The organism is Paenibacillus methanolicus (assembly GCF_008124765.1).
In the GTDB taxonomy this organism is placed as follows: domain Bacteria; phylum Bacillota; class Bacilli; order Paenibacillales; family Paenibacillaceae; genus Paenibacillus_Z; species Paenibacillus_Z methanolicus.
On sequence record NZ_VNHS01000008.1, the window covers coordinates 197,200 to 220,279 of the forward strand.

The window sequence follows — 23,080 nt, forward strand, 5'->3', positions numbered from 1 at the left end:
AGATTCAATCTGAATGACCTGAAGGCGAGCGAGCACGCATCCATGACGGACTTCGGTTAATCCCGGAATTCGACCGTACCGGCCGACGGGTCCGTCAATACGAGCTTACCGCTGACCGAGCTGCCGTCCGGCCGTTTGATCGTCATTTTGCGGGTCTGTCCGGTTGCGGCCAGCGACTTGGCCATTGCAGCCGTCACGGCCTTGCCCTGCTGATCTTTCCAGATGACGAACGAACAGCCTTCCTTGTACCGGATGCAGCCGAAGCCGCGTTTGCCTTCGATGAGCTTGCCGCCGCAGCCCGGGCGAGGACAGTCGGCAATCCACTCTGGCGCGCCGGCCGGCTTCGATTGTTGGACCGCAACGGCCGTTGACGTTCGAGACCGGCTCTTCGCCGCGCCGGTTCCAGCGCCAGCTTCACCGGCAGCCGTCGAACGAGGCGTCCGAGAGGCGCGCGGCGAACCGGATGCAGCAGATGTGCCGGTCGACTTGCCGGCTTTGCTTCCGCGTGTACTGGCTCGACCTTTCCCTGCTCCGCCGCCTTTCCCATCGTCTTCTCCGAATATCGATGCTTGCGCTTGCGGTTGCTGCTTCACTTTGCCGACGATCATCTCGGCGAACTGTTTGACTTTCTGCATGAACTGCTCGTCCGACGCTTCGCCTTTCGAAATCTGGTGCAGCCGCTGCTCCCAGCGACCGGTCATCTCCGGCGAGGCGAGCAGTTCGACGCCCGCTCCGCGGATGAGTTCGATTGCCGCGCAGCCTTTAGTGGTAATGTCAAGCCGCTTGCCCGCCGTCTGGATATACCCGACCTGCTTCAGCCGCTCGATCGTCGCCGCACGCGTCGCCGGCGTACCAAGACCCGTCTGCTTCATCGCTTCGCGCAGCTCGTCGTCCTCGATCGATTTGCCCGCGCTTTCCATCGCCTTCAGCAGCGTGCCCTCCGTATACGGCTTAGGCGGCTGCGTCGCTTTCTCGATGCCCGACGCGTCCTTGCACCGTACCGCCTCATCCGGGTTGACCGAGAACGGCCGATCGGTCACCATAAGCTCATCGTCCTGTTCCTCCTGCTGCTCGTCGCCCTTCTTCTTGCGGCCTTTCGCTTTGGCCGTCTCCGCGCCTTCATTTCCGAGCACCACGCGCCATCCCGGCTCCAGCTGCTCCTTCGCTTTGGTACGAAACTGCTCGCCCTCCACCTCCGTGATGACCTCGTGATGGTTATAACGAGCAGGCGGATAGTAGTGAGAAAGGAACCGTCGCACGATCATATCATAGATATTCTGCTCTTCGGCGCTCAGCGTCCCCGGCTTCTTCGGCGTCGGCAATATCGCATGGTGGTCTTCTACCTTCGCCGGGTTGCACACCGCCTTATTCCCTTTATGCACCCGGCTGCGGTCCGCGCCGTTCGCCAATTGTCCGTACGTCGGGGTCTGTTTGAGCATGTTCAGCACGTTGCCCATGACCGGAATATTCTCTTCCGTCACATAGTTCGAGCTTGTACGCGGGTACGTGATGACTTTATGTTTCTCGTACAACGCCTGCGCGATGTCGAGCGTCTTCTTGGCCGGATAACCGAAACGGCCGTTCGCCTCGCGCTGCAGCAGCGTCAGGTCATATAACCGGAACGGGTATTCCTTGGACTCCGTCTTCTCGTAGCTGACGATTCGCCCCGGCTTCCCTTTCACTTTGGCCGCAAGCGCATCGGCCTTCTCCTTCTCGATAATCCGATCGCCCTGCCAGATCCCCTTATAGCTGATATCCGATTGCGTAAACAAGGCTTGAACGATAAAATACGTCTCGCTGTTGAACGCCGTAATTTCCTTATGGCGGTCGTACAGCAGCGCCAAGACGGGCGTCTGGACGCGCCCGACCGACAGCAGCGTCTTGTGCTTGATCGTAAACGCGCGCGACGCGTTCATGCCGACCAGCCAGTCCGCTTCGCTGCGGGCGCGCGCCGCGCGGGTTAGCGAATCGTATTCCGCATCGCTGCGCAGCCCGTTGAAGCCCCTGCGAATCGTCTCGGGCGTCAGGTCAGATATCCATAAACGGTCAACCGGCTGCGACAATTTCAGGTATTGCTTAATTAAATGGAAAATAAGCTGTCCCTCCCGCCCGGCGTCGCAGGCGTTGACCAGCTTATTGCAGCGTTTGGCCAGCTCTCCGATCGTCTTGAGCTGATCCGTCGTCCGCGGATTCGGCCACAGCTTGAACCGTTCCGGGATGATCGGCAGGTCGGCCGCATTCCATCGCTTATATTTCTCGTCATAACGATCGGGCTCCGCCAAGCTGACGAGATGCCCGATCGCCCATGTTATGATGTGATGCTCGCCTTCGAGATAAGTGCGTTTATTTTGCGCTTTCGGCTCCAGAACGGCTGCGATCGTCCGTCCCATATCCGGTTTTTCTGCGATAATTAACGTTTTCAATGAATCGCCTCTCTATTCCTACTCGCTATGCTCTACGTAGCGCTTCATTGCCCGAAAGATGCTGGTGACGCCTTTCGCCCAGTTCGGATCTTCGGCGTATTTACGATTCACCCATTTTATGGCATCTACGCCTTCTGGCCGATTTTTGCTCCATTTATTGACCGTCTCGGATGCGATTCTGGCCGAATCCTCAAGCGTCGTGTTGTATTCTTGATAGCTATGAAAAACATTGAACGGATTGTTGATCATTTTTTTCGCGAGCTTATGCGACTTCGGCACGAACGCCTGCTCTTGCCCCGTTATGGCGAACAGCAGCAGCGGATGGATGTCGTTTTCATGAGCCGCCTTTAAAATAATATCCCGGTGCTCCGCTTCAGCCAATAGGGAATTCTTTGCATCCAAATATTCGGTCAGGCGCTCGACATCCACATCCGCGTATCGAAGTTCGTTCGGCAGCTCGTTCAGCCGCGTCCTCGGAATGGGGGCCGGCTTCGGCTCTACGGGACGCAGCGCGACGGGCGGCTGCAGCTCTTGGGGCAACATAGGCGCCAACGTCATCCAGCCATATACGAATGAAGCCGCAAGAACCAACGCGGACAATAACGCATACAATCGAGGTCGCTCCCGAAGGGACCAAGGCTTGTACGGAACGACGCGTGCGGTAGCTAAGGACGCCTCGCGCTCCGTATCGGGAACAACGGTTTCCGCCGCAGCGATTTCTTCCCATAACGCGGCTTCTTCTACCAGTAGAAGCCATTGGCCGGACTGAAGCTCTTGTCCGACATCTGTTAACGAGAGTTGCGCTCTTGCCTGCCGGATATACTGGTTAAATCGCTGCGGATCGAGCAATCGCCGGAGACGTTCCTCCGTCCATCTTCGCAACGTATCCAGCCACTCGATAGCCGACTCATCTCGTCGTAAACAGGCGGCAAACACATGCTCGGCGCCAACTGGAATCTGCTGGCGGGCGACGACTTCGTCCAACAGCTGTCCCGTTAAAAGCATCCGTTCCTCTTCCCCGAAAGCAGGAAGCTGCTTCATGACGATACGCCGTATGGCGTCGGTGACAATCTCGGCATGCCGATCGCTTGGCAAGCCGGCATACTTGCGCATCACGTATTGCTGAATGTTTCGAACATCGGCCGGCGTCAAAAAGACGGCGCTTTCACTCCGCATCGAGCATTCCCCCGGACAAGTTGTGGTACGCTTATTCTACCACAACTTTCCTTACTGGGGAGCGGCTAAAAGTAGGATCCTCGCTTGAATTTCGGCTGATTCAACGAAAGCTCGAATCTGATCTTTCTCGCTTGCCGTAAATTGAAAATCGCAGTCGCATCCCGCGTCCTGCGGCACAATTTGCGCAATTACGCCGCCAAGCGTACAGATGACGAGCGCGGTCAGCTCCGTGATCGACTCGTGGATCCGGGACTCGTCTTCCACATCCATCCGCAGCTCCATGTCGATCCATTGATCGTCTCTTCGTTCTATCGTGGGATAGAATGCCGTCACCCGCATCTCTCGGATGTCATCCGAATCGTATTGAATCATATTCGCATCTCCTCTATTGAAGCAAGGTGAATCGGTAAGTGCCGCCTTTGTCGGCAAAACGCGTTTCATTCCGGAAAATTCTAAGATCATTTAGGCATGGGGAAACTTATAAATGCTTAGAATCAAACAAAAAGCGCCCGTAGGCGCTCCTTGCGTGCATCTCATATTCTATTATAGCCATTCCGGCTGCTTATGGCAGCATCGTCGTTCCCATCAAGAAACGGTCGACCTCGCGAGCGGCTTCGCGTCCTTCGTTGATCGCCCATACGACCAAGCTTTGACCGCGCCGCATATCGCCTGCCGCGAACACTTTATCCACGCTCGTACGATAGTCGCCGTATTTCGCTTTCACGTTCGAACGGCGATCTTGCTCGAGGTTCAGCTGGCTGATGATCGTATTCTCAGGTCCTTCGAAACCGACCGCGATAAAGACGAGATCTGCCGGCCATACGCGCTCTGTACCCGGAATCTCCGTATAAATACGGCGCCCGGTCTCATCAACCGTACGCTGGATTTGCACGGTGTGCAGCTCCTTCACGTTGCCGTTCTCGTCGCCGACGAATTTCTTCGTCAGAACGGAGAATTGACGCGGATCTTCGCCGTACAACGCGCGCGCTTCTTCATGCGCGTAGTCGAGCGTGTACACGTTCGGGAATTGCGGCCAAGGATTGCTCGCTTGATCGCGTTCCAGCGGCGCTTTCGCGTGCGTTCCGAACTGCGTGACTGATTTGCACTCGTGACGGAGCGCCGTTGCGACGCAGTCCGTTCCCGTGTCGCCGCCGCCGATGACGATGACGTTCTTGTCTTTGGCCGAGATGTAGTTGCCGTCCTCGAGGTTCGAATCCAGGTAGCTCTTGATCGTGCCGTTCAGGTAATCCATCGCAAGATGAATGCCTTTCAGGTCGCGGCCTTCGATCTCCACCTCGCGCGCTTTCGTCGCGCCGCCGCACAAGACGACCGCATCGAAATCGGATACGAGTTGATCAGCCGAAACGTCTTTGCCGATCTCCGTGTTCGTCGTGAACTGAATGCCTTCCGCTTCGAGCAGATCGACGCGGCGCTGTACGATCTTCTTGTCGAGCTTCATCGTCGGGATACCGTACGTGAGCAAGCCGCCGATGCGGTCCGCGCGTTCGAACACCGTAACCGAATGGCCGGCTTTGTTCAGTTGCGCCGCGCAAGCTAGGCCTGCGGGACCGGAACCGACGACGGCGACGCGCTTGCCCGTGCGAACGAGCGGCGGCTGCGGTACGACCCAGCCTTCCTCGAAGCCTTTGTCGATAATGGATTGTTCGATCGTCTTGATCGTAACCGGATCGCCGATGAGGCCAACCGTACAGGAGCCCTCGCACGGCGCCGGACAGACGCGGCCCGTGAATTCAGGGAAATTGTTCGTTTTATGCAAACGGTCAAGCGCTTCGCGCCACAGACCGCGGTAGATTAAGTTGTTCCATTCCGGAATGAGATTGTTCACCGGGCAGCCGGATGTGCCGCCTGGCATTTCGATGCCGGTGTGGCAGTATGGCGTGCCGCAATCCATACAGCGGGCGCCCTGCGTGCGAAGCTGATCGCTGTTGAAATGCTTGTGGAATTCGTCCCAATCCTTTATTCTCTCTAGCGGACTGCGGTCAGCGGGCAGCTCGCGCTTGTAGTCCATAAATCCTGTTGGTGTAGACATGATCGCTTATCCTCCATCCTTTTTCCCGTTACCCTGGTACAGCATATCTCTATCAAACTATATCGGGATTCTAGCTTTTATTCAAGATCAAACTTTCGTACCCGGGCCAAAACCATTTACAATATCGTAGCAATTGCAGCTAGCGCTGTTAAATGGATTTTCCGTATAATCATTTGCACTTTAACGCATATAAGCGTCACAATCATAAAGCCATTTGCTAGCTAAAAAGGCGCAATTCTATCATACGTCAGGATGCAGAAATCGTAAGCATTCTTCTCGTCGGCCACCCGGCAATCACGAGAGGACACCTGCCAGTCGGACTCGGTGAGCAGCGGAAAAAAAGCATCGGCCTCAAAGTCGGCCTCCACTTCGGTAAGCAAAATTTTATGCGAAAACGGCAGCATCTGTGCATAAATATTCGCTCCGCCGATGACCATCAAATCCTCGCCGTATAGACCGTTGTAGTAGTTCTCTAGTGCTTCATCCACGGATCGGACAAGCTCGCAGCCTTCAGGTGCCTGCTTCATCTCGCGGCTCAACACGACGTTGCGCCGGTTCGGAAGCGGCCTGCCGAGCGACTCGAACGTTTTGCGGCCCATCAGTACCGTCTTGCCCGTTGTCGTCTGCTTGAAATGCGCCATCTCCGCCGGCAATCGCCACAAGAGCTTATTGTCTAACCCGATTGCCCGATTGCGGGCCATTGCGGCAATTTGAATAACAGCCATTCGCACGGCCCCTTTCTTCATTATAATGCGGCAACAACGCTGATCGTCGGTTGATTATTCTACATCGACCTATAACCGAACATTACTCTCCCGCAATCTACGAATATTCGGTTCGGCACACTTGCATGATGTCTTCGCTGCCGTAACCGTTATGCAGCCGTCCTAGCTCGCGTCGATCGCGGAAAGCCTTGGAAAAGTCCAAAACCCCTCCTTCAAACGAACCTAAAACCGAGATCTCGGTCACATTCCGACCATTTTCATCTCATCTCGCGATGGAAACAACCGGAAACGATCTCAGAAACCACATCGGTAACCTCATTTCGCACAGTTCACACCAAACGTTATATCCCCCATCATACCATTTTCCGTCGCATTTGTCGTTTGCTTTTGAGCGAATATTCGACAAAATTTCATGAAAACCCGAACGAACCCTTCGCCCCCATCATCCACCAATGATCAAGAAGACTGACCGCCTAATGTAAGCGATTTCTTTGCCTAAAAGAAAAGCCGACGCACTCGAGGATGAGTACGTCGGCTCCGAAGAAACCAAGCTTATTCTATTACTTCTTAGGCGCCAGCGTATGGATCGGGTGCCCCATCGCCAGTTCGGCCGTATCCATCGTGATCTCGCCAAGCGTTGGATGCGCATGAATCGTGAGGGCGATATCTTCGATCGTCGCGCCCATCTCGATCGCAAGTCCAAGCTCCGCGATCATGTTGGATGCTTCAACGCCCGCGATTTGAGCGCCCAGTACAAGACCCGTGTCCCCGTCATGGACGAGCTTCATGAAGCCGTCCGCGCCGCCGAGCGTAACCGCGCGGCCATTGCCGCCGAACGGGAACTTGCTGGATTTTGCGTTGAAGCCTTTTTCTTTCGCTTCTTTTTCGGTGTAACCAACCGCAGCGCACTCCGGATCGGAGAATGCGACAGCAGGGATGCACTTGTAGTCGACTTTCGAAGGCAATCCGGAGATGGCTTCCGCCGCTACTTTCGCTTCGTACGACGCTTTGTGCGCGAGGGCCGCGCCCGGTACGATATCGCCGATCGCATAGATGTGCGGGATCGACGTACGGCATTGATCGTCGACTTCGATGAGGCCGCGATCCGTCATTTTGACGTTGATCAGGTCCAGACCAAGCTCGCCGTCCGTGTTCGGACGACGGCCGACCGTTACGAGCAGGTAGTCTGCCGTGACGGATTTCGTTTCGCCGTTTACTTCATACGTAACCGTAACGTCTTTGTCGGTTTGCTCTGCGGATTTCGCAAGCGCGCCGTTGACGATATCGACTTTGTTTTGCTTCAGGTGCTTCACGACCAAGGAGCTCATATCCTTGTCGAAGCCAGGCATGATCGTGTCCGCGCCCTCGAGGATCGTGATTTCCGTGCCGAACTTGGAATACATTTGGCCAAGCTCGATGCCGATGTAGCCGCCGCCGATAACGACCATGCTCTTCGGCACTTCGTTCAAGGACAACGCTTCTGTCGAGGACAGAATGCGGCCGCCGAACGGGAATGGCTTCAGCTCGATCGGACGGGAGCCCGTCGCGATGATACAATTTTTGAAACGGTAGCGAGGCGCTTCTTGCTCATTGAACAGGCGCGCTTCGTTTTCGTTAATGAACATCGCTTCGCCTTGGAACATTTGAACCTTGTTCGCTTTAAGGAGCATCTCGACGCCGCTCGTCATTTTGTTGACGACGGAGTTCTTGTAGTCCTGCACTTTCGTGAAGTCGACCGACACGTTCTCCACGGAAAGACCGAATTGGTCCGCATGTTTCATATGCTCATAATGATGAGCGGAGTTGATCAGCGCTTTGGACGGAATGCAGCCGACGTTCAAACATACGCCGCCCCACTTACCCTTGTCGACGATCATAACTTTCTGGCCGAGCTGCGCTGCGCGGATTGCGGCAACGTAACCGCCCGGGCCTGCGCCGATGATTAGTGTATCGATATCGAGTGATGCGTCTCCTACTACCATGGGTTATACCTCCATTACGAGCAGTTGCGGGTCTGCCAGCAGCTGCTTGATGTAGTTCATAAAGTTTTGAGCCGTTGCGCCGTCGATCAGACGGTGGTCGAAACTAAGCGAGAGCGCCATAACAGGTGCAGCTACGATTTGGCCGTTCTTCACGACGGCTTTCTCGGAGATGCGGCCGGTACCAAGGATTGCAACCTCTGGGAAGTTAATAACCGGCGTGAAGAACATGCCGCCAGCGGAACCGATATTCGTGATGGAGATCGTGCTGCCTTTCATTTCGGCAGGCGTCAGCTTGCCGTCGCGGCCGCGCGTCGCCAGATCGCGAATCGCGTCTGCAACCATCCATACATTCTTGCGGTCTGCGTCATGGATAACAGGCACGATCAGACCGTTGTCCGTATCCGTCGCAATACCGATGTTGTAGTACTTTTTGTATACGATCTCTTGGCTTTGCTCGTCGAGCATCGCGTTCATGATCGGGAACTGACGGCATGCCGCTACCAGCGCCTTCACGATGAATGGCAGATAAGTCAGCTTAACGCCCTTCTTCTCGGCCATCGGCTTCGCTTTCGTGCGCAGCGCCACGAGCTCGGTGACGTCCACTTCGTCCATGATCGTAACATGAGGCGCCGTATATACCGATTTGGACATCGCGTTCGCAATCGCTTTGCGGATGCCTTTGAACGGAACGCGTTCTTCCGGACGCTCGCCAGCTACGACGACCGGGGCTGCTTTGGCTTCGGCTTGCGCCGGCGTCGCCGCTTCCGTGTTTGCAGCAGCAGGTGCCGCCGTTGCGCCGCCGGATGCGAATGCGGTGATATCTTCGCGGGTAATGCGACCGTTCTTGCCGGAGCCGGTTACCGTTGCGATGTTAACGCCCTTCTCGCGCGCGAATTTGCGCACGCTAGGCGTTGCGAGCACGTTCGCGTTCGATGCAGCCGGTGCCGCTTGGCCTGCAGGTGCCGCCTGTGCCGGCGCAGCTTGTGCTGGTGCCGCGCTGCTAGCTTCTGCGGCTTTCGGAGTTTCTGCCGCCGGCGCGTTCTCGCCAGCAGGTACCGCGCCTTCAGGCAGATCGCCTTCCGCGTCGATAATCGCCACGACTTCGCCGACATGGCACACTTGACCGTCTTTCGTGAATACTTCCAATACTTTGCCGTTAACCGGACAAGGCACTTCTACGATCGCCTTGTCGTTCTGTACTTCCATGATAATATCGTCATCCGTCACGCTGTCGCCGGGCTTAATGTGCATTTTGACGATTTCGCCTTCATGCAAGCCCTCGCCCAGCTCAGGAAACCGGTATTCAAACTTTGCCACTTGCGTTACCTCCTCAAAGGTTGGTGAAGCAAACGAGGGTCAAGCCCCCGCAACCGCTCCAATCAATCTTGCCTCATATCCTTGGGGTTGAATGTATATGTTTAGAATTCCCGTACTTTGTTGACCGCCGCGATAATGCGGGCTTGCGTCGGAAGCCAAGCGTCTTCGACTTGGGCGAACGGATAAACCGTGTCAGGACCCGCTACGCGCAGTACCGGAGCTTCCAGGTGAAGAATGGCTTTCTCGTTGATTTGCGTGATGATCTCTGCAGCGGCGCCGGAAGTTTTCTGCGCTTCTTGCACGACGATCGCGCGGTTCGTCTTCTGAATGGAAGCCACGATCGTGTCGATGTCGAGCGGAAGCAGCGTGCGAAGGTCGATGACTTCCGCGCTTACGCCTTGTTTCTCGAGCTCTTCGGCTGCTTTGACGGCCGTGTGCACCATCATGCCGTACGCGATGATCGTCACGTCTTTACCTTCGCGAACGATGTTCGCTTTGCCGATTTCGACCGTGTATTCGCCTTCCGGAACTTCGGCGCGGAATGCCCGGTACAGGTTTAGATGCTCCATGAAGAATACCGGATCGTTGTCGCGGATCGCGGAGATCATGAGGCCTTTCGCATCGTAAGGGTTCGAAGGCACGATAACCTTGATGCCAGGCGTCTGGATCGCGAGACCTTCGAGCGAGTCCGTGTGCAGCTCGGCAGCTTTTACTCCGCCGCCGAACGGCGTGCGGAATACGATCGGCGAGTTGTAACGGCCGCCGGAGCGGTAACGCATGCGTGCGGCTTGTACGAACATTTGGTCGAGCGCTTCGTAGATGAAACCGACGAACTGGATTTCGGCGATCGGACGGAAGCCTTGGATCCCCATGCCGACTGCCATGCCCGCAATCGCGGATTCCGCCAGCGGAGTATCGAAAATACGGTCTTCCCCGAATTCTTCTTGCAAACCTTCCGTAACGCGGAACACGCCGCCGACTTTACCTACGTCCTCGCCGAAGGCGACAACGTTAGCGTCGCGTTTCATTTCCACACGCATTGCGTCGCGGATCGCTTCCAACATATTCATTTGTGCCATGGTTGTTGGTTCCTCCTAAAGTTTTTTGAAGCATAAGCCACTTCGATTTCCTTCGCAATAAAAACTCGCTTCGGAAGCATGGGCTTAAGTTTTGTGGAGCTGAAAGTTCTGTGGAGGAGAACACTTCCCGATCCCTCTTCGCAACAAAACTCGCTTGTAAGCATAAAAAAATCATCTATATTAGGGGAGCGCGCTCCCCTATGCATTCCATCTTATTGGAAGTCGGCTTTCTGCTCTTCCAGGTGCGGAGGCGTCGTCTCGAACATCGTGTCGATCAAGCCGGCAACCGTCATTTTCTCCGTTTGCTCCGCTTTCTTGATGTGCTCGTTGACCGTCGCTTTCGCTTCCTCTTTCACGCGGTTCGTATCCTCTTCGGTCCAGAGGCCTTTCTTCTCGAGGAACTTGCCGAAACGGATAAGCGGATCTTTCAGCGCCCACTCGTTCTCTTCCTCTTTCGTGCGGTATTTCGTCGCGTCGTCCGCCATCGAGTGTGGACGGAAGCGGTACGTGAGCAGCTCGATCAGCGTCGCGCCTTCGCCGTTGCGGCCGCGCTCGGCAGCTTCGTGGACCGCTTTGTATACGGCCAACACGTCCATGCCGTCTACTTGCACGCCTTTAATGCCGGCGGCAATCGCTTTGTGCGCGATCGACGGGGCAGCCGTCTGCTTCGCGAATGGAGTCGTGATCGCGTAGCCGTTGTTCTGCACACAGTAAATGACCGGAAGTTTGTAAACGCCGGCAAAGTTCATACCTTCGTAGAAATCGCCTTCGGAAGAACCACCGTCACCCGTGTACGTGATCGCGACGCGTTTCTCGTTCTTCTTCTTGAAAGCCATCGCAACGCCAGTCGCGTGGAGGATTTGGGCGCCGATGATGATCTGAGGCATCAATACGTTCACGCCCTCCGGAATTTGGCCGCCATGCTGGTGGCCGCGGGAGTACAGGAACGCTTGGTACAGCGGAAGTCCGTGCCATACGATCTGCGGCATGTCGCGGTAAGCCGGCGCGATGAAGTCTTCTTTGTTCAGCGCGTACTCGCTGCCGATCATTGAAGCTTCTTGACCGGATACAGGCGCGTAGAAGCCAAGACGGCCTTGACGACCCAGGTTAACGGCGCGTTCATCCCAAGTACGGGTAAATACCATGCGGTACATCAATTCTTTAAGTTGGTCATCCGAAAGATTCGGCATTAAATCAGGATTTACGACTTCGCCTTCAGGCGAAAGAATGGACAACGGATAAACCGGTTCCGTCTGAACTTCGTAAGGCAGCTTGTTTAACAGCTTGCTCATTAAGGTTCACCTCAGCTTAATATTTGAAAAAACACAGGTCACTGTTATAGAATGATTATAACCCTGTTTAATCCGAATGGTCAAAGCATAAAATCGTTTTCACCATTGATAATTCGCACATTTGGGGAATTACCGCACCGAATTGTATATGTAACAGGATCATTTATTCTATGGTACAGAATAATACAACAAGCGAAAAGCCGCCTCGTAAGGCGGCGGGCATTCTTTCCCTTCTTTTTGTTTACCCGTAATCCCATTGACTCATGCAAACCGAGAGGAGATTTTCACAATGACCGATGCCCGCTACATGAAACGCACCATCGTGAAGGACGAAGTCGAAAGCCGCTACTTGCCGGCAGGCAAACGCGATCTGCGCGTCTTTTTGCCGCCGGGCTATAATGAAGTGTTAAGTTACCCCGTCGTTTATTGCCAAGACGGCGAAGATTTCTTCAATTTCGGACGCGTCGCGACCATTGCGACCCAATTAATATTGGACGAAGGCATCGAACCGTTCATCATCGTTGGCGTAGATGTCGACAAATCGAAGCGGACGAGCGAATATTCGCCTGATGGGGAGCTGCACGACGGCTACGTGCGATTTTTCGCCGAAGAACTCCTTCCTTATATAGAGGGCAAATACGCCGCCCGCCGCCAACCGGCAGATCGCATTCTCGCCGGCGACTCGCTCGGCGGCACCGCGTCGCTACACATCGCGCTTCGCCATCCGAATCTATTCAATCGCATTATCGCCTTATCCGGCGCTTTCTATCCCGTCTCGCAATCCATCGCTTCGCAAGCGGGAGATTTGAGCGGCATGGAGCTATTCATGATCGTCGGCTTACAGGAAGATGCTTATGAGACCGACCGCGGCGTCTTCAATTTCGTGGCGATCAACCGCGAGATGAAAGCCATCCTGGAGTCCAAAGGCGCAACAACGTATTATGGCGAGCACGAAGGCAAACACGTATGGGGATTTTGGCAGAAGCATATTCCGGCATCGATTAAAACCTTCATAAAACCTGAATTCTAATCGTATCCGTACTGCCGGAAGGTGCAAAAAGACCGCATTCGCCGAAGCGAACACGGTCTTTCTTCACGTCTTGCTATATTATTCTTCTCTTAAACGCCTGCGAGCTTCTCCTGCCGAATCCGGTCTAATAACCGATCGCACCCTTCGCTTACGAGTTCATACGTCTCTTCAAAATTGCCCGTATAGTACGGATCCGGCACGTCGCTCGCCTTGCGTTCCGGTAGCAGATCCATCAGTTTAAACACCTTCGGATGTCCGTCGCACTTGCTGCCGAATACCGCCCGGGCATCGCGTTCGTTGTTGCTGTCCATGCACACGATATAATCAAAGTCGGCATAGTCGTCGATTCTTACCTGGCGCGCCCGCATCCCTTCGTACGCGATGCCGTGGTCGTCCAGCAATCGCCGCGTCCCCTCATGCGGAACTTTGCCAAGATGCCAGTCGCCGGTTCCCGCGGAATCGACCCGAATCGTATCCGCCAGCCCTTCCGCCTCCACCTTGCCTCTGAATACCGCTTCCGCCATGGGGGAACGGCAAATATTGCCCAGACAAACGAATAACACGCCAATCATAGACGATCTCCTTTCTTCGCGGCTTGATCTGCCGCCAATGCCTGCTGATGTTCATCCTGATGCACGGACTGCGCCAGCGCGTACTTCAGGGACCGTCTCGGCAACCGCCATTTGTAATGTACGGACATCATACGGAACGCGACCACGACGATGAACAGCGCCAATAGTTCGATCGGCGTCTCGAACCAACCCAATCCGACGGCCGCTCCGGCCAGCATCGCCCACACGGCGTAAATCTCGTCGCGCAATACGAGCGGCTTGCGACCGGCGAGCACGTCGCGAATCATGCCGCCCCCGATCCCCGTCAGCATCGCCGCGACGATCACCGCCGACAACGGATGCTTGCCCGTCGCGTACAATGCGCCTTGGATAGCGAAGGCCGAGAGTCCGATGGCATCGAAGAACGCTTCGCTGCGCCGCCAATGCTGGATCCAACGCACGGGCAGGATAAAGGCGATTGTCATGGCGACCACGGCCGTCTTCAGCAGCATCCCCTGCGTCCAAAGCGTCGTAACCGGCACGCCGATGAGCAGATTTCGGATGACGCCGCCTCCGAACGCGGTCACGAGCCCCAGCACGTAGACGCCTAATATGTCGTACTCCTCTTCCATGGCGACAATCGCGCCGCTCACCGCGAAGGCGATCGTGCCGATAATGCTGAAAATCGTAAAGACGTCCATATCCACATGCCAGTTCAAGGAATGATGCCTCCGCCTGCCCGATCGACTCTGCGATGCCAGTACCCATGTCGAACGGTGTCCGTATTTTTCACATTCCCATTTTAGCCGCGCGATCCGCTGCGCGCAAGAAACTTTTTGCAAGCTGCGCAACGACTCACGGAAAACGGAGTTTTGCACCTTCGCCCATCTGGATATCCGGCAAACTGGTCAAGTGGCGCGAATCCTTAGTATACTGGTGCGTAAGCAGCAATTATGAAAGGACGAACCACCATGTTCAATCAGCGCATTTTGATTTTTACGGGCGGCCGGCTTGGTCCTTGGGCGATCGAGCTGGTGCAGCCGAACGACTACTTGATCGGCGCGGACAGCGGCGCCTATTTCCTAGCTGCCAATGGATTTGCGCCCGACATCGCCATCGGCGACTTCGATTCCGTGACGGACGAGCAATTTGCGGCGATTCAACGCTGCAGTCGACGCGTGGAGACTTGCGACCCGATCGATAAAGACTTTACCGACACGGAATTGGCATTTCGTCACGCTCTAGCGATGGAGCCGCAGGAAGTTATTCTGGTAGGCGCGCTCGGAACCCGGTTCGACCACTCACTGGCCAATGTACACCTGCTTCGCGGCGCGCTTGGCCGCAACATCCGCGCATCGATAGTTGACGCCCACAATCGCGTCCAGCTTACGGAGCGCAAGCTAACTTTGACAGCTGGCGGTTATAGCCATGTATCGCTGCTGCCGCTTACGCCCGTCGTAAGCGGCATCGATTTGCATGGCTTCCGCTACCCGCTTCGGGATGCCACATTGGAAATCGGACAGTCGCTCGGCATAAGCAACATTCTCGAAGCTGATGAAGGGACGGTTACCATCCGGGAAGGACTGCTGCTTGTTATTGAAAGCCGAGACTCGGCCAAATGAAGAGGACGCCGAGCTCTGACCGAACGACGGACGCTGCGATCCGAGTCTTAACGACTCGAGGGATCGTCTCCAGGCGTCTCGATTGTTAGTCCAGGAACGTATTTACGCTTCATTTGGTTCCGCGCTTTGCGATTCGCCTTGCTCTCGAACACGATATCCATGTCGTAATCATCTCCTGGATACAGCTGATCCGAAGGAATGTAGAGCGATAGACGCTTCCGGTTGAACGTCAGCTTCTGCTTCTGCACTTGCACGAGGACCTCGCCTCGTTCGTCCGCCGCGCGGAACACGATCCCCGTTCGCTTCAGCGGATAGATCCATACGCAATCGCCGACCTGAAACGCTCGCTTCGACGTTCCTTCGGCTTGGATGCCGTCATCGTTCGTCGCTTGGGCAAGCTTCATTTCTCCGGGTTGACTTCCGCGATCGCGCGACTTTCGTTGCATATTCGCGCCGACATAAGGTTCGATCGCGGCATTGCTTTCAGGCCTATCGCCTTTCGTTAGCAAAGCCCTCGCCTCCGCCCGCGCGATAACCCGCTCGGGCAATCCGAATCGTCTCGCGATCGCGAAGGCGTAGCTGTCGCCGGCCTCTCCGATCTCTAACCGGTAGAGCGGTCGCAGCGTCTGCGGATCGAACGCCATCCTCGCGTTCTCGCAGCCGTCCGTGCTCGCCGCGAACCGTTTGATTTCGTTAAAATGCGTCGTCGCCGCCACCAAAGATCCCCGGCCGAGCAGCTCTTCCAATACCGCGATCGAGAGGGCGATGCCCTCGCCGGGATCCGTGCCTGCCGCGAGCTCATCCAACAGCAGTAGGGAGCGCTCGCCCGCAGCGTCCAGCATTTCTTTGAGATTCGCCATATGCGCGGAGAACGTGCTCAGCGATTGTTCGATGCTCTGACCGTCACCGACGTCCGCCAGAATATGCGTGAACAATCCAAGCTCGGTCCCCTCGGCGGCGGGAATGAGCAGTCCATATTGCGTCATGAGGGCGAACAATCCGATCGTCTTCAGCGTGATGGTTTTGCCGCCCGTGTTCGGGCCCGTGATGATGAGCTGCTTCCAGCCGCGTCCGATCTCGACGTTAAGCGGCATGGACGTTGCGCCGAGCAGCGGGTGCTTCGCCTGCACGAGCTTGATAACCGGCTGCGCGGCCAGCTTCGGCGCTCGACCGTCCCACGTCCGGGATAGCTTCCCTCTGGCAAAAATAAAGTCGAACGCGGCCATCGCTTCCACGTTCCAGTGCAGCTCGCTCGCATGCTCTTCCGCCAAATCCGACAGACCGGACAATATGACCGTTCGCTCCCGTTCCTCTTCCGCTTTCCACATTTGCCACTCCGCCTGCAGCTCGGCAACGTCCACTGGTTCCACGAACAACGTTTGGCCGCTCGCCGATTCGTCCCAGACCGTCCCCGGCACTTGTTTGCGAAGCTCGCGCTTTACCGGAATGACGTAATGCCCGTTGCGTTTACTAACGATCTGCTCTTGCAGCGCGTTCTTGTACTTGCTCATCGTCTGATTCAACCGGCGCTCGATCCGATCCTCGGCCGCGGCCAAATGTCTCCGGATGTCCGCCAAATAGACGCTTGCTTGATCGGTAATTTGCCCATAACGCAAACAGCGGTCTAATTCGTCCCGGAGATTCGCGCAATCGTGCATGGAGTCGGCATAGGCGCTTATGGTAGGCGCGATCATTTGCTTCGAATCCATATAACGCCGCATCTGCGCGACGGCCGCGAGCCACGAGGCGAGAAACTGCAGCTCCTGCTCGTTATAAATACGACCTTTGCCCAGCAGCTGCATGAAAGGTTCGATCCCTTCCATGGCGGATAGCGGAACGCTCGCGCCGGTCGCAAGCAGTTGTGCCGCTTCTTTGGTTTCGTTCAGCCAGGCCCGTACCGTGCTTTCGTTCGCGCTCGGGTTATGTTTGGCGACAAGCCGGGCGCCGTGCGGGGACACCGTAAAATCCATCAGTTGATTTTTGATTTTGTCGAATTCCAATCGCGTCATGCTCGTTTCGTTCATCGTAGAAAGCCTCCTGGCGTTCATATTCATTTACATGGATCAAGGGGAAGTCGATCTAAAGGGAACCTTGACTTAACCAGATCTCTCGGTTTGCGAGTACGCAAAGAGGCCGGGAGCGCATGCGCTCCCGGCCTCTTAATACAACGGCTTGAGGTTGGACATCTATCGAGCATGAAACAGACCGGTGCTGGACGCAAATTCGACCCGATTGCAATCCCTCGCATGTTCTGCTTCGCTAGACAGTCCAAATAAAAAACAGCGTGCTCGAAGAGCACGCTGTTTCAGCCGTTGCAGGCGGAAATCATCATGTTCTTAACTCCTCAACTCGCCAGCGGATAACACAAAAACAACCTGTCGTGAAAGACAAGAATTCCGTGCTCATTATTCCGCTGTCGAATATGAAATTACGAGTTAAGAACACCAGCAAACATTAAAATTTCCCCTTGCCATGTAAGATAATTTCATCATAACCGCAACCACGGTCTTGCGTCAAGCCATTGATCTCACACGTTAACTTGAAGTCCGCTGAACGCAAAAGCGATATTCTCCGGCAGCGCGTATTGGCGCCGCAGGTCGATATCATGCGACATATGGGTGAACCATGTCCGTCTCGGCTTCAATTCCTCCAGCAGCTCCAACGCTTCCTTCACGTCGTATAAAGAACGCGTCTCCATCGGATACGGCTCTTCGTAAAAGCTCGTGCCGAGGACAAGCAGATCCAGTCCAAACAAAGGCGCGCGCTGTTCGGCTGTTAACGCGATCGAATCCGAGCAGTAAGCCCAAGCCCGACCGTCGGATACATGAGTAAACTTGAACGCGTATGAGTAACCGTTTTTGCCGTGGTTGACAAGCCAAGTATCGAAATGCCAATCTCCGAACGTCACCATACCTTCGAGCGGCACGAAGCGGACGTTGCGCTCGAGCCATGGATAACGGGTGAGAATGTCTCGAATCACATCCGCTCGCGCGTATGCTTCCCCGCGGCGTTCCAGCCAGCGGCAGGCATCTGCCCACTCCGCGAGTCCCGCGATATGGTCAAAATGCGCGTGGGTAACTAAGATGCGGTCAATAAAACGAGTTCCCGCCATCTCCATCTGCTCCCGCCAATCCGGCCCGCAGTCGATCAGCATCTCGCCGAACGAAGGGTCCGCTATATGCACGAGCGGCCTCCTTCTGCGGTTCACGCCGCCGCTGCGAGCTTCCTCGCACACCCCGCAGGAACAATAAACCCGGGGCACCCCCATGGAGTCCCCCGTGCCCCAAAAACTAATCGTCGTCATGTTTCTCCTCCAAGCTGCCTTGCGTTTTAGAGCGGTAGTAGCGGAAGCCGTTCAACTTCGCCAAGCTTCGCCATCATGGCATGCCATTCATCCGGCTTCGCCGGCAGCGCGCTGTAATAAGTGTTAAGAAACTGCCGGATTAGCGACGTCGGCAAATCCGCCCGTTCTTCATCGGCGGGCAGGAACGATAGATCAAGACCGCTGACCGCTTCGCCGTTCTCTTCCCAAGACGGATGGACATACGAGAAGTCGATGCGCTTGTACCCCATGTGAGAGAGCACTTCGCGACGTACGTAGGGGTTCATCGGCGAAAGGCCCGCGAATTTCTCCTCAACCTGCGACGGATTGTATATTTCGGCGAACATGCCGATCGGTTCGGTGCCGCTTGCCGCTGCCAGTCTCGCGATATCCCGCTCGCGTCCGCGAAGCAGGAATCGGCCGATGCCAAGCCCCGCTTTGCCGATGATCGTAAAATCGGTCATCGCCACGCGCATATCCGGATAATACCGGTACTCCGTCGCGCCAACGACCTCCCCTTCATGCACCGCAACATAGACATGAATGCTCTCGTCTTGAAGCGGCCCTTCCCACTTGTCGAAAGCAAGCACTTCCTCCGGCGGGAAAATGACCTTCATCAAATTGTGCATGCTTGCAAAAAGCGGATCATGTATCGACTGAATGCGGATGTACTCCAACTTGGTTGTCCTCCTCGTTACGCTTGATTGAAAAACGGGTTGCGCCATTCCATGAGCGTACCGTAGTTAAGCGACTCTTCGTCCTCGAGATACTGCGCCATCACGCCGACCGGCAGCCGGCCGCAGCGAAGCAGGAACGATAGGACCGGGTCGCGCCGCTTCCCGGCAACGACATCCGTCACGTACTGCTCCGGCGTGGCCTCGCCTGCGGCAAGACTATACCCCGGCATACGTCCGCCGCCCAGCAGCCGTCGAAGCCGGAGATGTACGACGACTTCATACATCGTCTGCATGAGCCATTTGCCGATCCCGTACTTGCGGAAGGCCGGAATGACGCACACATCCACCACGTACAGCGTATCGCCATGAGGCGAATGGTTGCGGATATAACCGTCGTCCGTGATCGACGACCATGTATGGCTGCCGGCTAGCTGCTCGTCGTCCACGATCAAGGCCGTCATCGAGCCGATCAGCTGCCCATTCGCCTCCACGCACAGCGCCCCTTCCGGAAACCGCGACACATGCTCCTTTAGCTGCTGTTCGTTCCACCATAGTTCGGACGGGAACGGCGGCGGGAAGCTTTGACGCTGAATATCGATCATGCCTTCAAAGTCAAGCGGCCCGTAATTCCGAATGATGACCTTCTTCGGGATGCCCTCCGCGTATACAATTAGCTCCTTGCGCAAGAGAGGATCACTCCCAGTCCGGATACAGATCGGTCCTGCGGTCGCGCCACGTCGTCACCGAGCCGGCCGCGCGAACGTCCGCCAGCAGCGTAAGGTCCAGGTCCGCGACGACGAGCATGTCGTCGTTCATGACGCCCTCGGCCAAGATGCCGGCTGGCGGGAACGGGATGTCGTTCGGCGAGATGATTGCCGCCTGCCCATAATTCGCGCGCATCAAGTCTACCTTGCGCAGCGAGCCAACCGTGCCGGTCGTGACGATGTAGACCTGGTTCTCGACCGCTCGCGCATGACAGCAATAACGAACGCGATGGAAGCCGTGGCGATCATCCGTGCAGGACGGACAGAAGATGACGTCCGCGCCTTGCGCGCGCGCCATCCGCACGATCTCCGGGAACTCGATGTCGTAGCAGGTCAGCATCGCGATGGTGCCGAACGGCGTGTCGAAGACGCGAAGGGCATCGCCGGGCGCCATGTCCCACCCTTCCACCTCGGTCGGCGTCAAATGCAGCTTCGGCTGCACCTCCACGCGGCCGTCCGGATAGAAAAGATGCGCGGCGTTCTGTCGCTTGTCTTCCGCCACCTCGATCACATGCGTGCCGCCGATAATGTGCATCCGGTACTCGGCCGCGAGACCTTTGAATAGCTCGATATACTGCTGCGTAAACTCGGGCAGACGATCGATCGTGAGCGCCTCGCCGGTTTCGTCGCCGATGGAAAGCAGCTGGGTCGTCATAAATTCCGGGAAGAGCACGAAATCCGCGCCGTATTCGGATGCGTTGCGGATGTAATGCTTCACCTGATGCGCAAATTGCTGGAAACTATCGATATCTTCCAGTTTGTATTGTACCGCGGCGACTCTATATTTCATGGTCCATCGCTCCTCGTCCTCGAAAAATGGGTCCCGGACCTGGCCAAGTCCGGGCGATGTTTATTTCTTATGCGGCAGCACGACGGTGATGGTCGTTCCTTTGTCCGGTTTGCTGAAGACGTCGATCTGCCCTTCGTGCAAATCCACGATCCGCTTGGCGATCGACAGCCCCAAGCCTACGCCGCCGGTCGAGCGGCTGCGGGCGCCGTCGACTCGGAAGAAACGTTCGAATAAGTGCGGCATGTCGTGCTCCGGGATCCCGATCCCTTTGTCGGCGACCGACAGACGAACCGTTCCTTTGGTCACGCTAATAATGATGTCGATCGGCTCTTTGCTGTACTTGATGGCGTTATCGAGCAGGATGACGAGCAGCTGGCGAATCTTGTCCTTGTCCGCCATCATCTTGACGTCCGTCTTCGGCGTATGCACGCGGATCATCCGCTGGAAGGTCGCGTGCAGCATGTCCGCCGTCTCGTCGGCCAAATGAACAAGGTCGAACGACTCCAGCTTCAGCCAGTCCTCCTGCTCGGCCTCGGCTAGCATCAACATCGATTTGGTCAAATTCTGCAGCCGCTGCGATTCCTTGGCGATGGCCTCGACCGCTTCGTCCCGCACGTTCTGATCATCGCGTCCCCATCGCTTGAGCATGTTCGCATAGCTGGAAATGACCGTCAGCGGCGTCTTCAGCTCGTGCGAGGCGTCGGCCACGAACTGCCGCTGCCTGGCGAACGTGCGGTCGAGCTTCTCGATCATTTGGTTGAACGCCCTGGCCAGCTGCTCCAACTCGGCCGATTGCTCCTTGCTGCCCAGCTCGATTTTGCGAAGCTTGCCGCTTCGGTCGATCTCGCGCATCGTCTGTACCATATGCTGGATCGGGGAGGTCAGCCTCGATGTGAACCAATACGTCCCGATGACGGCGAATAGAATCGCGCCTACGCTCGTGATGGTCAGCGCGATGACGAGCACCTTCAAATAGCTGTCGAGCATGCTCAGCTTCCGGTGAAGCTCCAGCACGCCGATGACCTGCTGCCCCTCGTATAACGGCACCTTCATGTAGATGACGCGCTTGCCGTCGATGTACAGCATTCCGGTATCGTACTTCGTGCTGAACGCCGTCTTGAGGGCGAGCAGCTCCTTGTCCGACCCTTGCGAGTTTACGACCTTCCCATCCGGGGTGATGATGCGGATCAGCTCGTTGACGTTGTAATAATCGCGGAGCAGATCCGTCGCCGTCAAGCCGGCGAGATGGTCGATTCTGGGGTCCTCGAGCAGGATGTTCACCTTGTTCGTCAGCAGCTGTTCTTCGCTGCGGATCGTGATTTTGATGACGAACAGATAGACGAAAATATTAAATAGAATCAGAATGAAAATGAGCCAAAAAATCGTAAAAAACGTAAATCTGCGGCGAAGCGTCATGCGTCCGGCTCCTTCAGCATGTAGCCGACTCCGCGCACGGTGTGAATCAGCTTATGCCGATACCCTTTGTCGATTTTCTGCCGTAAGTAACGGATGTACACGTCGACCAAGTTCGTCTCGCCGATGAAATCGTATCCCCACACTTCCGACAAAATATCTTCGCGGGACTTCTCCTCGTTCTTGTGCTCCGCCAAAAACACGAGCAGCTCGAACTCGCGCGGCGTCAGCTCGATCGGCGTATCTTTGCGCATGACCTTGCGGGTACGCAGCTCGATGGAGAGATCGGCCGTCTTGAGCACGTCCGGGCTCTCGGTCTCGCGCGGCTGTTGACCGAAAATACGGAGCAGGTTGCGCACGCGGGCGAGCAGCTCCTCCATGGCGAACGGCTTCGTAATATAGTCGTTGGCGCCGTGCTCGAATCCGCTGACTTTGTCCGGGATCGTATCGCGTGCGGTCAGCAGAATGACCGGAATCGGGTTCCCCCCTTGGCGAAGCCGCCGCAGCACCTCGATACCGTTCAATTCCGGAAGCATCACGTCGAGCAGGACGAGATCCCATTCGCCGGAAGACGCCTGTTCGAACCCGCTGCGTCCATCGGCCGCCCGGCCGACGCTGTATCCTTCATGCTCCAGTTCCAATTGCAAAATACGGGCAATGCCATCCTCATCTTCGATGACCAATATACGTTCATTCATCTGGTTGTCCACCTACTTGTACTAGACTCGCCCACCTTTATCCTCTTCATGATAAAGAAGCGAGCGACTGTTTTCAAGGCTTGGACGAAGACGGGCGGCGGAAGATCCGCGTCGCTTGCGTCTTCGTCTCTCTCCACACACCAAGAAACTAGCCTAAATTAGGCTGTCC

The 23,080-nt window shown here is 56.0% G+C and carries 20 protein-coding genes; 2 read left to right on the forward strand and 18 right to left on the reverse strand.

The genetic code is table 11. The annotated features are described in order from the left end of the window. Positions 1 to 56: 56 nt before the first annotated feature. The 9 genes from BCM02_RS21220 to pdhA form a co-directional block, all read right to left on the reverse strand. Positions 57 to 2,423: a DNA topoisomerase 3 gene (locus BCM02_RS21220; RefSeq protein ID WP_148931140.1), complete on the reverse strand. Its 2,367-nt coding sequence runs from the start codon at positions 2,421 to 2,423 to the stop codon at positions 57 to 59. Between the two features lie 18 nt (positions 2,424 to 2,441). Next, a complete protein-coding gene (locus BCM02_RS21225; RefSeq protein ID WP_148931141.1) occupies positions 2,442 to 3,599 on the reverse strand; it encodes a glucosaminidase domain-containing protein in 1,158 nt (385 codons plus the stop codon). Positions 3,600 to 3,650: 51 nt separating this feature from the next. Then, positions 3,651 to 3,971, reverse strand: a complete 321-nt coding sequence (locus tag BCM02_RS21230) for a hypothetical protein (protein ID WP_148931142.1) — start codon at positions 3,969 to 3,971, stop codon at positions 3,651 to 3,653. A gap of 190 nt (positions 3,972 to 4,161) precedes the next feature. Continuing rightward, complete coding sequence (locus BCM02_RS21235; RefSeq protein ID WP_148931143.1) at positions 4,162 to 5,649, reverse strand: glutamate synthase subunit beta; 1,488 nt, start codon at positions 5,647 to 5,649, stop codon at positions 4,162 to 4,164. Between the two features lie 221 nt (positions 5,650 to 5,870). Next, positions 5,871 to 6,374 (reverse strand): dihydrofolate reductase, encoded by a 504-nt coding sequence (locus BCM02_RS21240; protein ID WP_148931144.1) that lies wholly within the window; start codon positions 6,372 to 6,374, stop codon positions 5,871 to 5,873. Between the two features lie 560 nt (positions 6,375 to 6,934). Then, a complete protein-coding gene (gene lpdA / locus BCM02_RS21245) occupies positions 6,935 to 8,356 on the reverse strand; it encodes a dihydrolipoyl dehydrogenase (RefSeq protein ID WP_148931145.1) in 1,422 nt (473 codons plus the stop codon). A 3-nt stretch (positions 8,357 to 8,359) separates the two neighbouring features. Next, the gene (locus BCM02_RS21250; protein ID WP_148931146.1) at positions 8,360 to 9,673 is read right to left on the reverse strand and encodes a dihydrolipoamide acetyltransferase family protein; all 1,314 of its coding nucleotides are present in this window, start codon (positions 9,671 to 9,673) and stop codon (positions 8,360 to 8,362) included. Positions 9,674 to 9,774: 101 nt separating this feature from the next. Continuing rightward, on the reverse strand, positions 9,775 to 10,752 hold the full coding sequence (locus tag BCM02_RS21255) for an alpha-ketoacid dehydrogenase subunit beta (protein WP_148931147.1): 978 nt from the start codon (positions 10,750 to 10,752) through the stop codon (positions 9,775 to 9,777). 212 nt (positions 10,753 to 10,964) lie between these two features. Beyond that, positions 10,965 to 12,044, reverse strand: coding sequence for a pyruvate dehydrogenase (acetyl-transferring) E1 component subunit alpha (gene pdhA / locus BCM02_RS21260; RefSeq protein ID WP_148931148.1), 1,080 nt, complete (start codon positions 12,042 to 12,044; stop codon positions 10,965 to 10,967). Positions 12,045 to 12,333: 289 nt separating this feature from the next. On the opposite strand from pdhA, the gene BCM02_RS21265 reads away from it, so the two are divergent. Continuing rightward, positions 12,334 to 13,074 carry an alpha/beta hydrolase gene (locus BCM02_RS21265; protein WP_148931149.1) on the forward strand — a complete coding sequence of 247 codons (741 nt, stop codon included), beginning with the start codon at positions 12,334 to 12,336 and terminating at the stop codon, positions 13,072 to 13,074. An 89-nt stretch (positions 13,075 to 13,163) separates the two neighbouring features. Here the strand turns inward: BCM02_RS21265 and BCM02_RS21270 are convergent, their stop codons facing one another. Together BCM02_RS21270 and BCM02_RS21275 are read right to left on the reverse strand one after the other, a co-directional pair. Then, positions 13,164 to 13,646, reverse strand: a complete 483-nt coding sequence (locus BCM02_RS21270) for a low molecular weight protein-tyrosine-phosphatase (RefSeq protein WP_148931150.1) — start codon at positions 13,644 to 13,646, stop codon at positions 13,164 to 13,166. Continuing rightward, positions 13,643 to 14,326: a trimeric intracellular cation channel family protein gene (locus tag BCM02_RS21275; RefSeq protein ID WP_148931354.1), complete on the reverse strand. Its 684-nt coding sequence runs from the start codon at positions 14,324 to 14,326 to the stop codon at positions 13,643 to 13,645. The genes BCM02_RS21270 and BCM02_RS21275 overlap by 4 nt, the downstream gene beginning before the upstream one ends. Before the next feature lie 270 nt (positions 14,327 to 14,596). On the opposite strand from BCM02_RS21275, the gene BCM02_RS21280 reads away from it, so the two are divergent. Next, positions 14,597 to 15,247: a thiamine diphosphokinase gene (locus tag BCM02_RS21280; protein ID WP_148931151.1), complete on the forward strand. Its 651-nt coding sequence runs from the start codon at positions 14,597 to 14,599 to the stop codon at positions 15,245 to 15,247. Between the two features lie 47 nt (positions 15,248 to 15,294). On the opposite strand, the gene BCM02_RS21285 is transcribed toward BCM02_RS21280, so the two are convergent. From BCM02_RS21285 to BCM02_RS21315, 7 genes are all read right to left on the reverse strand, one after another. Beyond that, positions 15,295 to 17,271: an endonuclease MutS2 gene (locus tag BCM02_RS21285; RefSeq protein WP_148931152.1), complete on the reverse strand. Its 1,977-nt coding sequence runs from the start codon at positions 17,269 to 17,271 to the stop codon at positions 15,295 to 15,297. Positions 17,272 to 17,774: 503 nt separating this feature from the next. After that, complete coding sequence (locus tag BCM02_RS21290; protein ID WP_148931153.1) at positions 17,775 to 18,551, reverse strand: MBL fold metallo-hydrolase; 777 nt, start codon at positions 18,549 to 18,551, stop codon at positions 17,775 to 17,777. A 26-nt stretch (positions 18,552 to 18,577) separates the two neighbouring features. Further along, the gene (locus BCM02_RS21295) at positions 18,578 to 19,246 is read right to left on the reverse strand and encodes a GNAT family N-acetyltransferase (protein ID WP_148931154.1); all 669 of its coding nucleotides are present in this window, start codon (positions 19,244 to 19,246) and stop codon (positions 18,578 to 18,580) included. Between the two features lie 17 nt (positions 19,247 to 19,263). After that, positions 19,264 to 19,932 (reverse strand): GNAT family N-acetyltransferase, encoded by a 669-nt coding sequence (locus BCM02_RS21300; RefSeq protein ID WP_246183492.1) that lies wholly within the window; start codon positions 19,930 to 19,932, stop codon positions 19,264 to 19,266. Positions 19,933 to 19,939: 7 nt separating this feature from the next. Continuing rightward, positions 19,940 to 20,800, reverse strand: a complete 861-nt coding sequence (locus BCM02_RS21305) for a carbon-nitrogen hydrolase family protein (protein ID WP_148931155.1) — start codon at positions 20,798 to 20,800, stop codon at positions 19,940 to 19,942. Positions 20,801 to 20,860: 60 nt separating this feature from the next. Continuing rightward, on the reverse strand, positions 20,861 to 22,216 hold the full coding sequence (locus BCM02_RS21310) for a HAMP domain-containing sensor histidine kinase (RefSeq protein WP_148931156.1): 1,356 nt from the start codon (positions 22,214 to 22,216) through the stop codon (positions 20,861 to 20,863). After that, the gene (locus BCM02_RS21315; RefSeq protein ID WP_148931157.1) at positions 22,213 to 22,911 is read right to left on the reverse strand and encodes a response regulator transcription factor; all 699 of its coding nucleotides are present in this window, start codon (positions 22,909 to 22,911) and stop codon (positions 22,213 to 22,215) included. The genes BCM02_RS21310 and BCM02_RS21315 overlap by 4 nt, the downstream gene beginning before the upstream one ends. Positions 22,912 to 23,080: the final 169 nt, after the last annotated feature.

Bases quoted from the DNA above. Each gene is read 5' to 3' on its own strand.
- BCM02_RS21225 (WP_148931141.1), bottom strand. From the start codon at position 3,599: ATGCGGAGTGAAAGCGCCGTCTTTTTGACGCCGGCCGATGTTCGAAAC.
- BCM02_RS21230 (WP_148931142.1), bottom strand. From the start codon at position 3,971: ATGATTCAATACGATTCGGATGACATCCGAGAGATGCGGGTGACGGCA.
- BCM02_RS21235 (WP_148931143.1), bottom strand. From the start codon at position 5,649: ATGTCTACACCAACAGGATTTATGGACTACAAGCGCGAGCTGCCCGCT.
- BCM02_RS21240 (WP_148931144.1), bottom strand. From the start codon at position 6,374: ATGGCTGTTATTCAAATTGCCGCAATGGCCCGCAATCGGGCAATCGGG.
- lpdA (WP_148931145.1), bottom strand. From the start codon at position 8,356: ATGGTAGTAGGAGACGCATCACTCGATATCGATACACTAATCATCGGC.
- BCM02_RS21255 (WP_148931147.1), bottom strand. From the start codon at position 10,752: ATGGCACAAATGAATATGTTGGAAGCGATCCGCGACGCAATGCGTGTG.
- pdhA (WP_148931148.1), bottom strand. From the start codon at position 12,044: ATGAGCAAGCTGTTAAACAAGCTGCCTTACGAAGTTCAGACGGAACCG.
- BCM02_RS21265 (WP_148931149.1), top strand. From the start codon at position 12,334: ATGACCGATGCCCGCTACATGAAACGCACCATCGTGAAGGACGAAGTC.
- BCM02_RS21270 (WP_148931150.1), bottom strand. From the start codon at position 13,646: ATGATTGGCGTGTTATTCGTTTGTCTGGGCAATATTTGCCGTTCCCCC.
- BCM02_RS21275 (WP_148931354.1), bottom strand. From the start codon at position 14,326: ATGGACGTCTTTACGATTTTCAGCATTATCGGCACGATCGCCTTCGCG.
- BCM02_RS21280 (WP_148931151.1), top strand. From the start codon at position 14,597: ATGTTCAATCAGCGCATTTTGATTTTTACGGGCGGCCGGCTTGGTCCT.
- BCM02_RS21285 (WP_148931152.1), bottom strand. From the start codon at position 17,271: ATGAACGAAACGAGCATGACGCGATTGGAATTCGACAAAATCAAAAAT.
- BCM02_RS21290 (WP_148931153.1), bottom strand. From the start codon at position 18,551: ATGACGACGATTAGTTTTTGGGGCACGGGGGACTCCATGGGGGTGCCC.
- BCM02_RS21305 (WP_148931155.1), bottom strand. From the start codon at position 20,800: ATGAAATATAGAGTCGCCGCGGTACAATACAAACTGGAAGATATCGAT.
- BCM02_RS21310 (WP_148931156.1), bottom strand. From the start codon at position 22,216: ATGACGCTTCGCCGCAGATTTACGTTTTTTACGATTTTTTGGCTCATT.
- BCM02_RS21315 (WP_148931157.1), bottom strand. From the start codon at position 22,911: ATGAATGAACGTATATTGGTCATCGAAGATGAGGATGGCATTGCCCGT.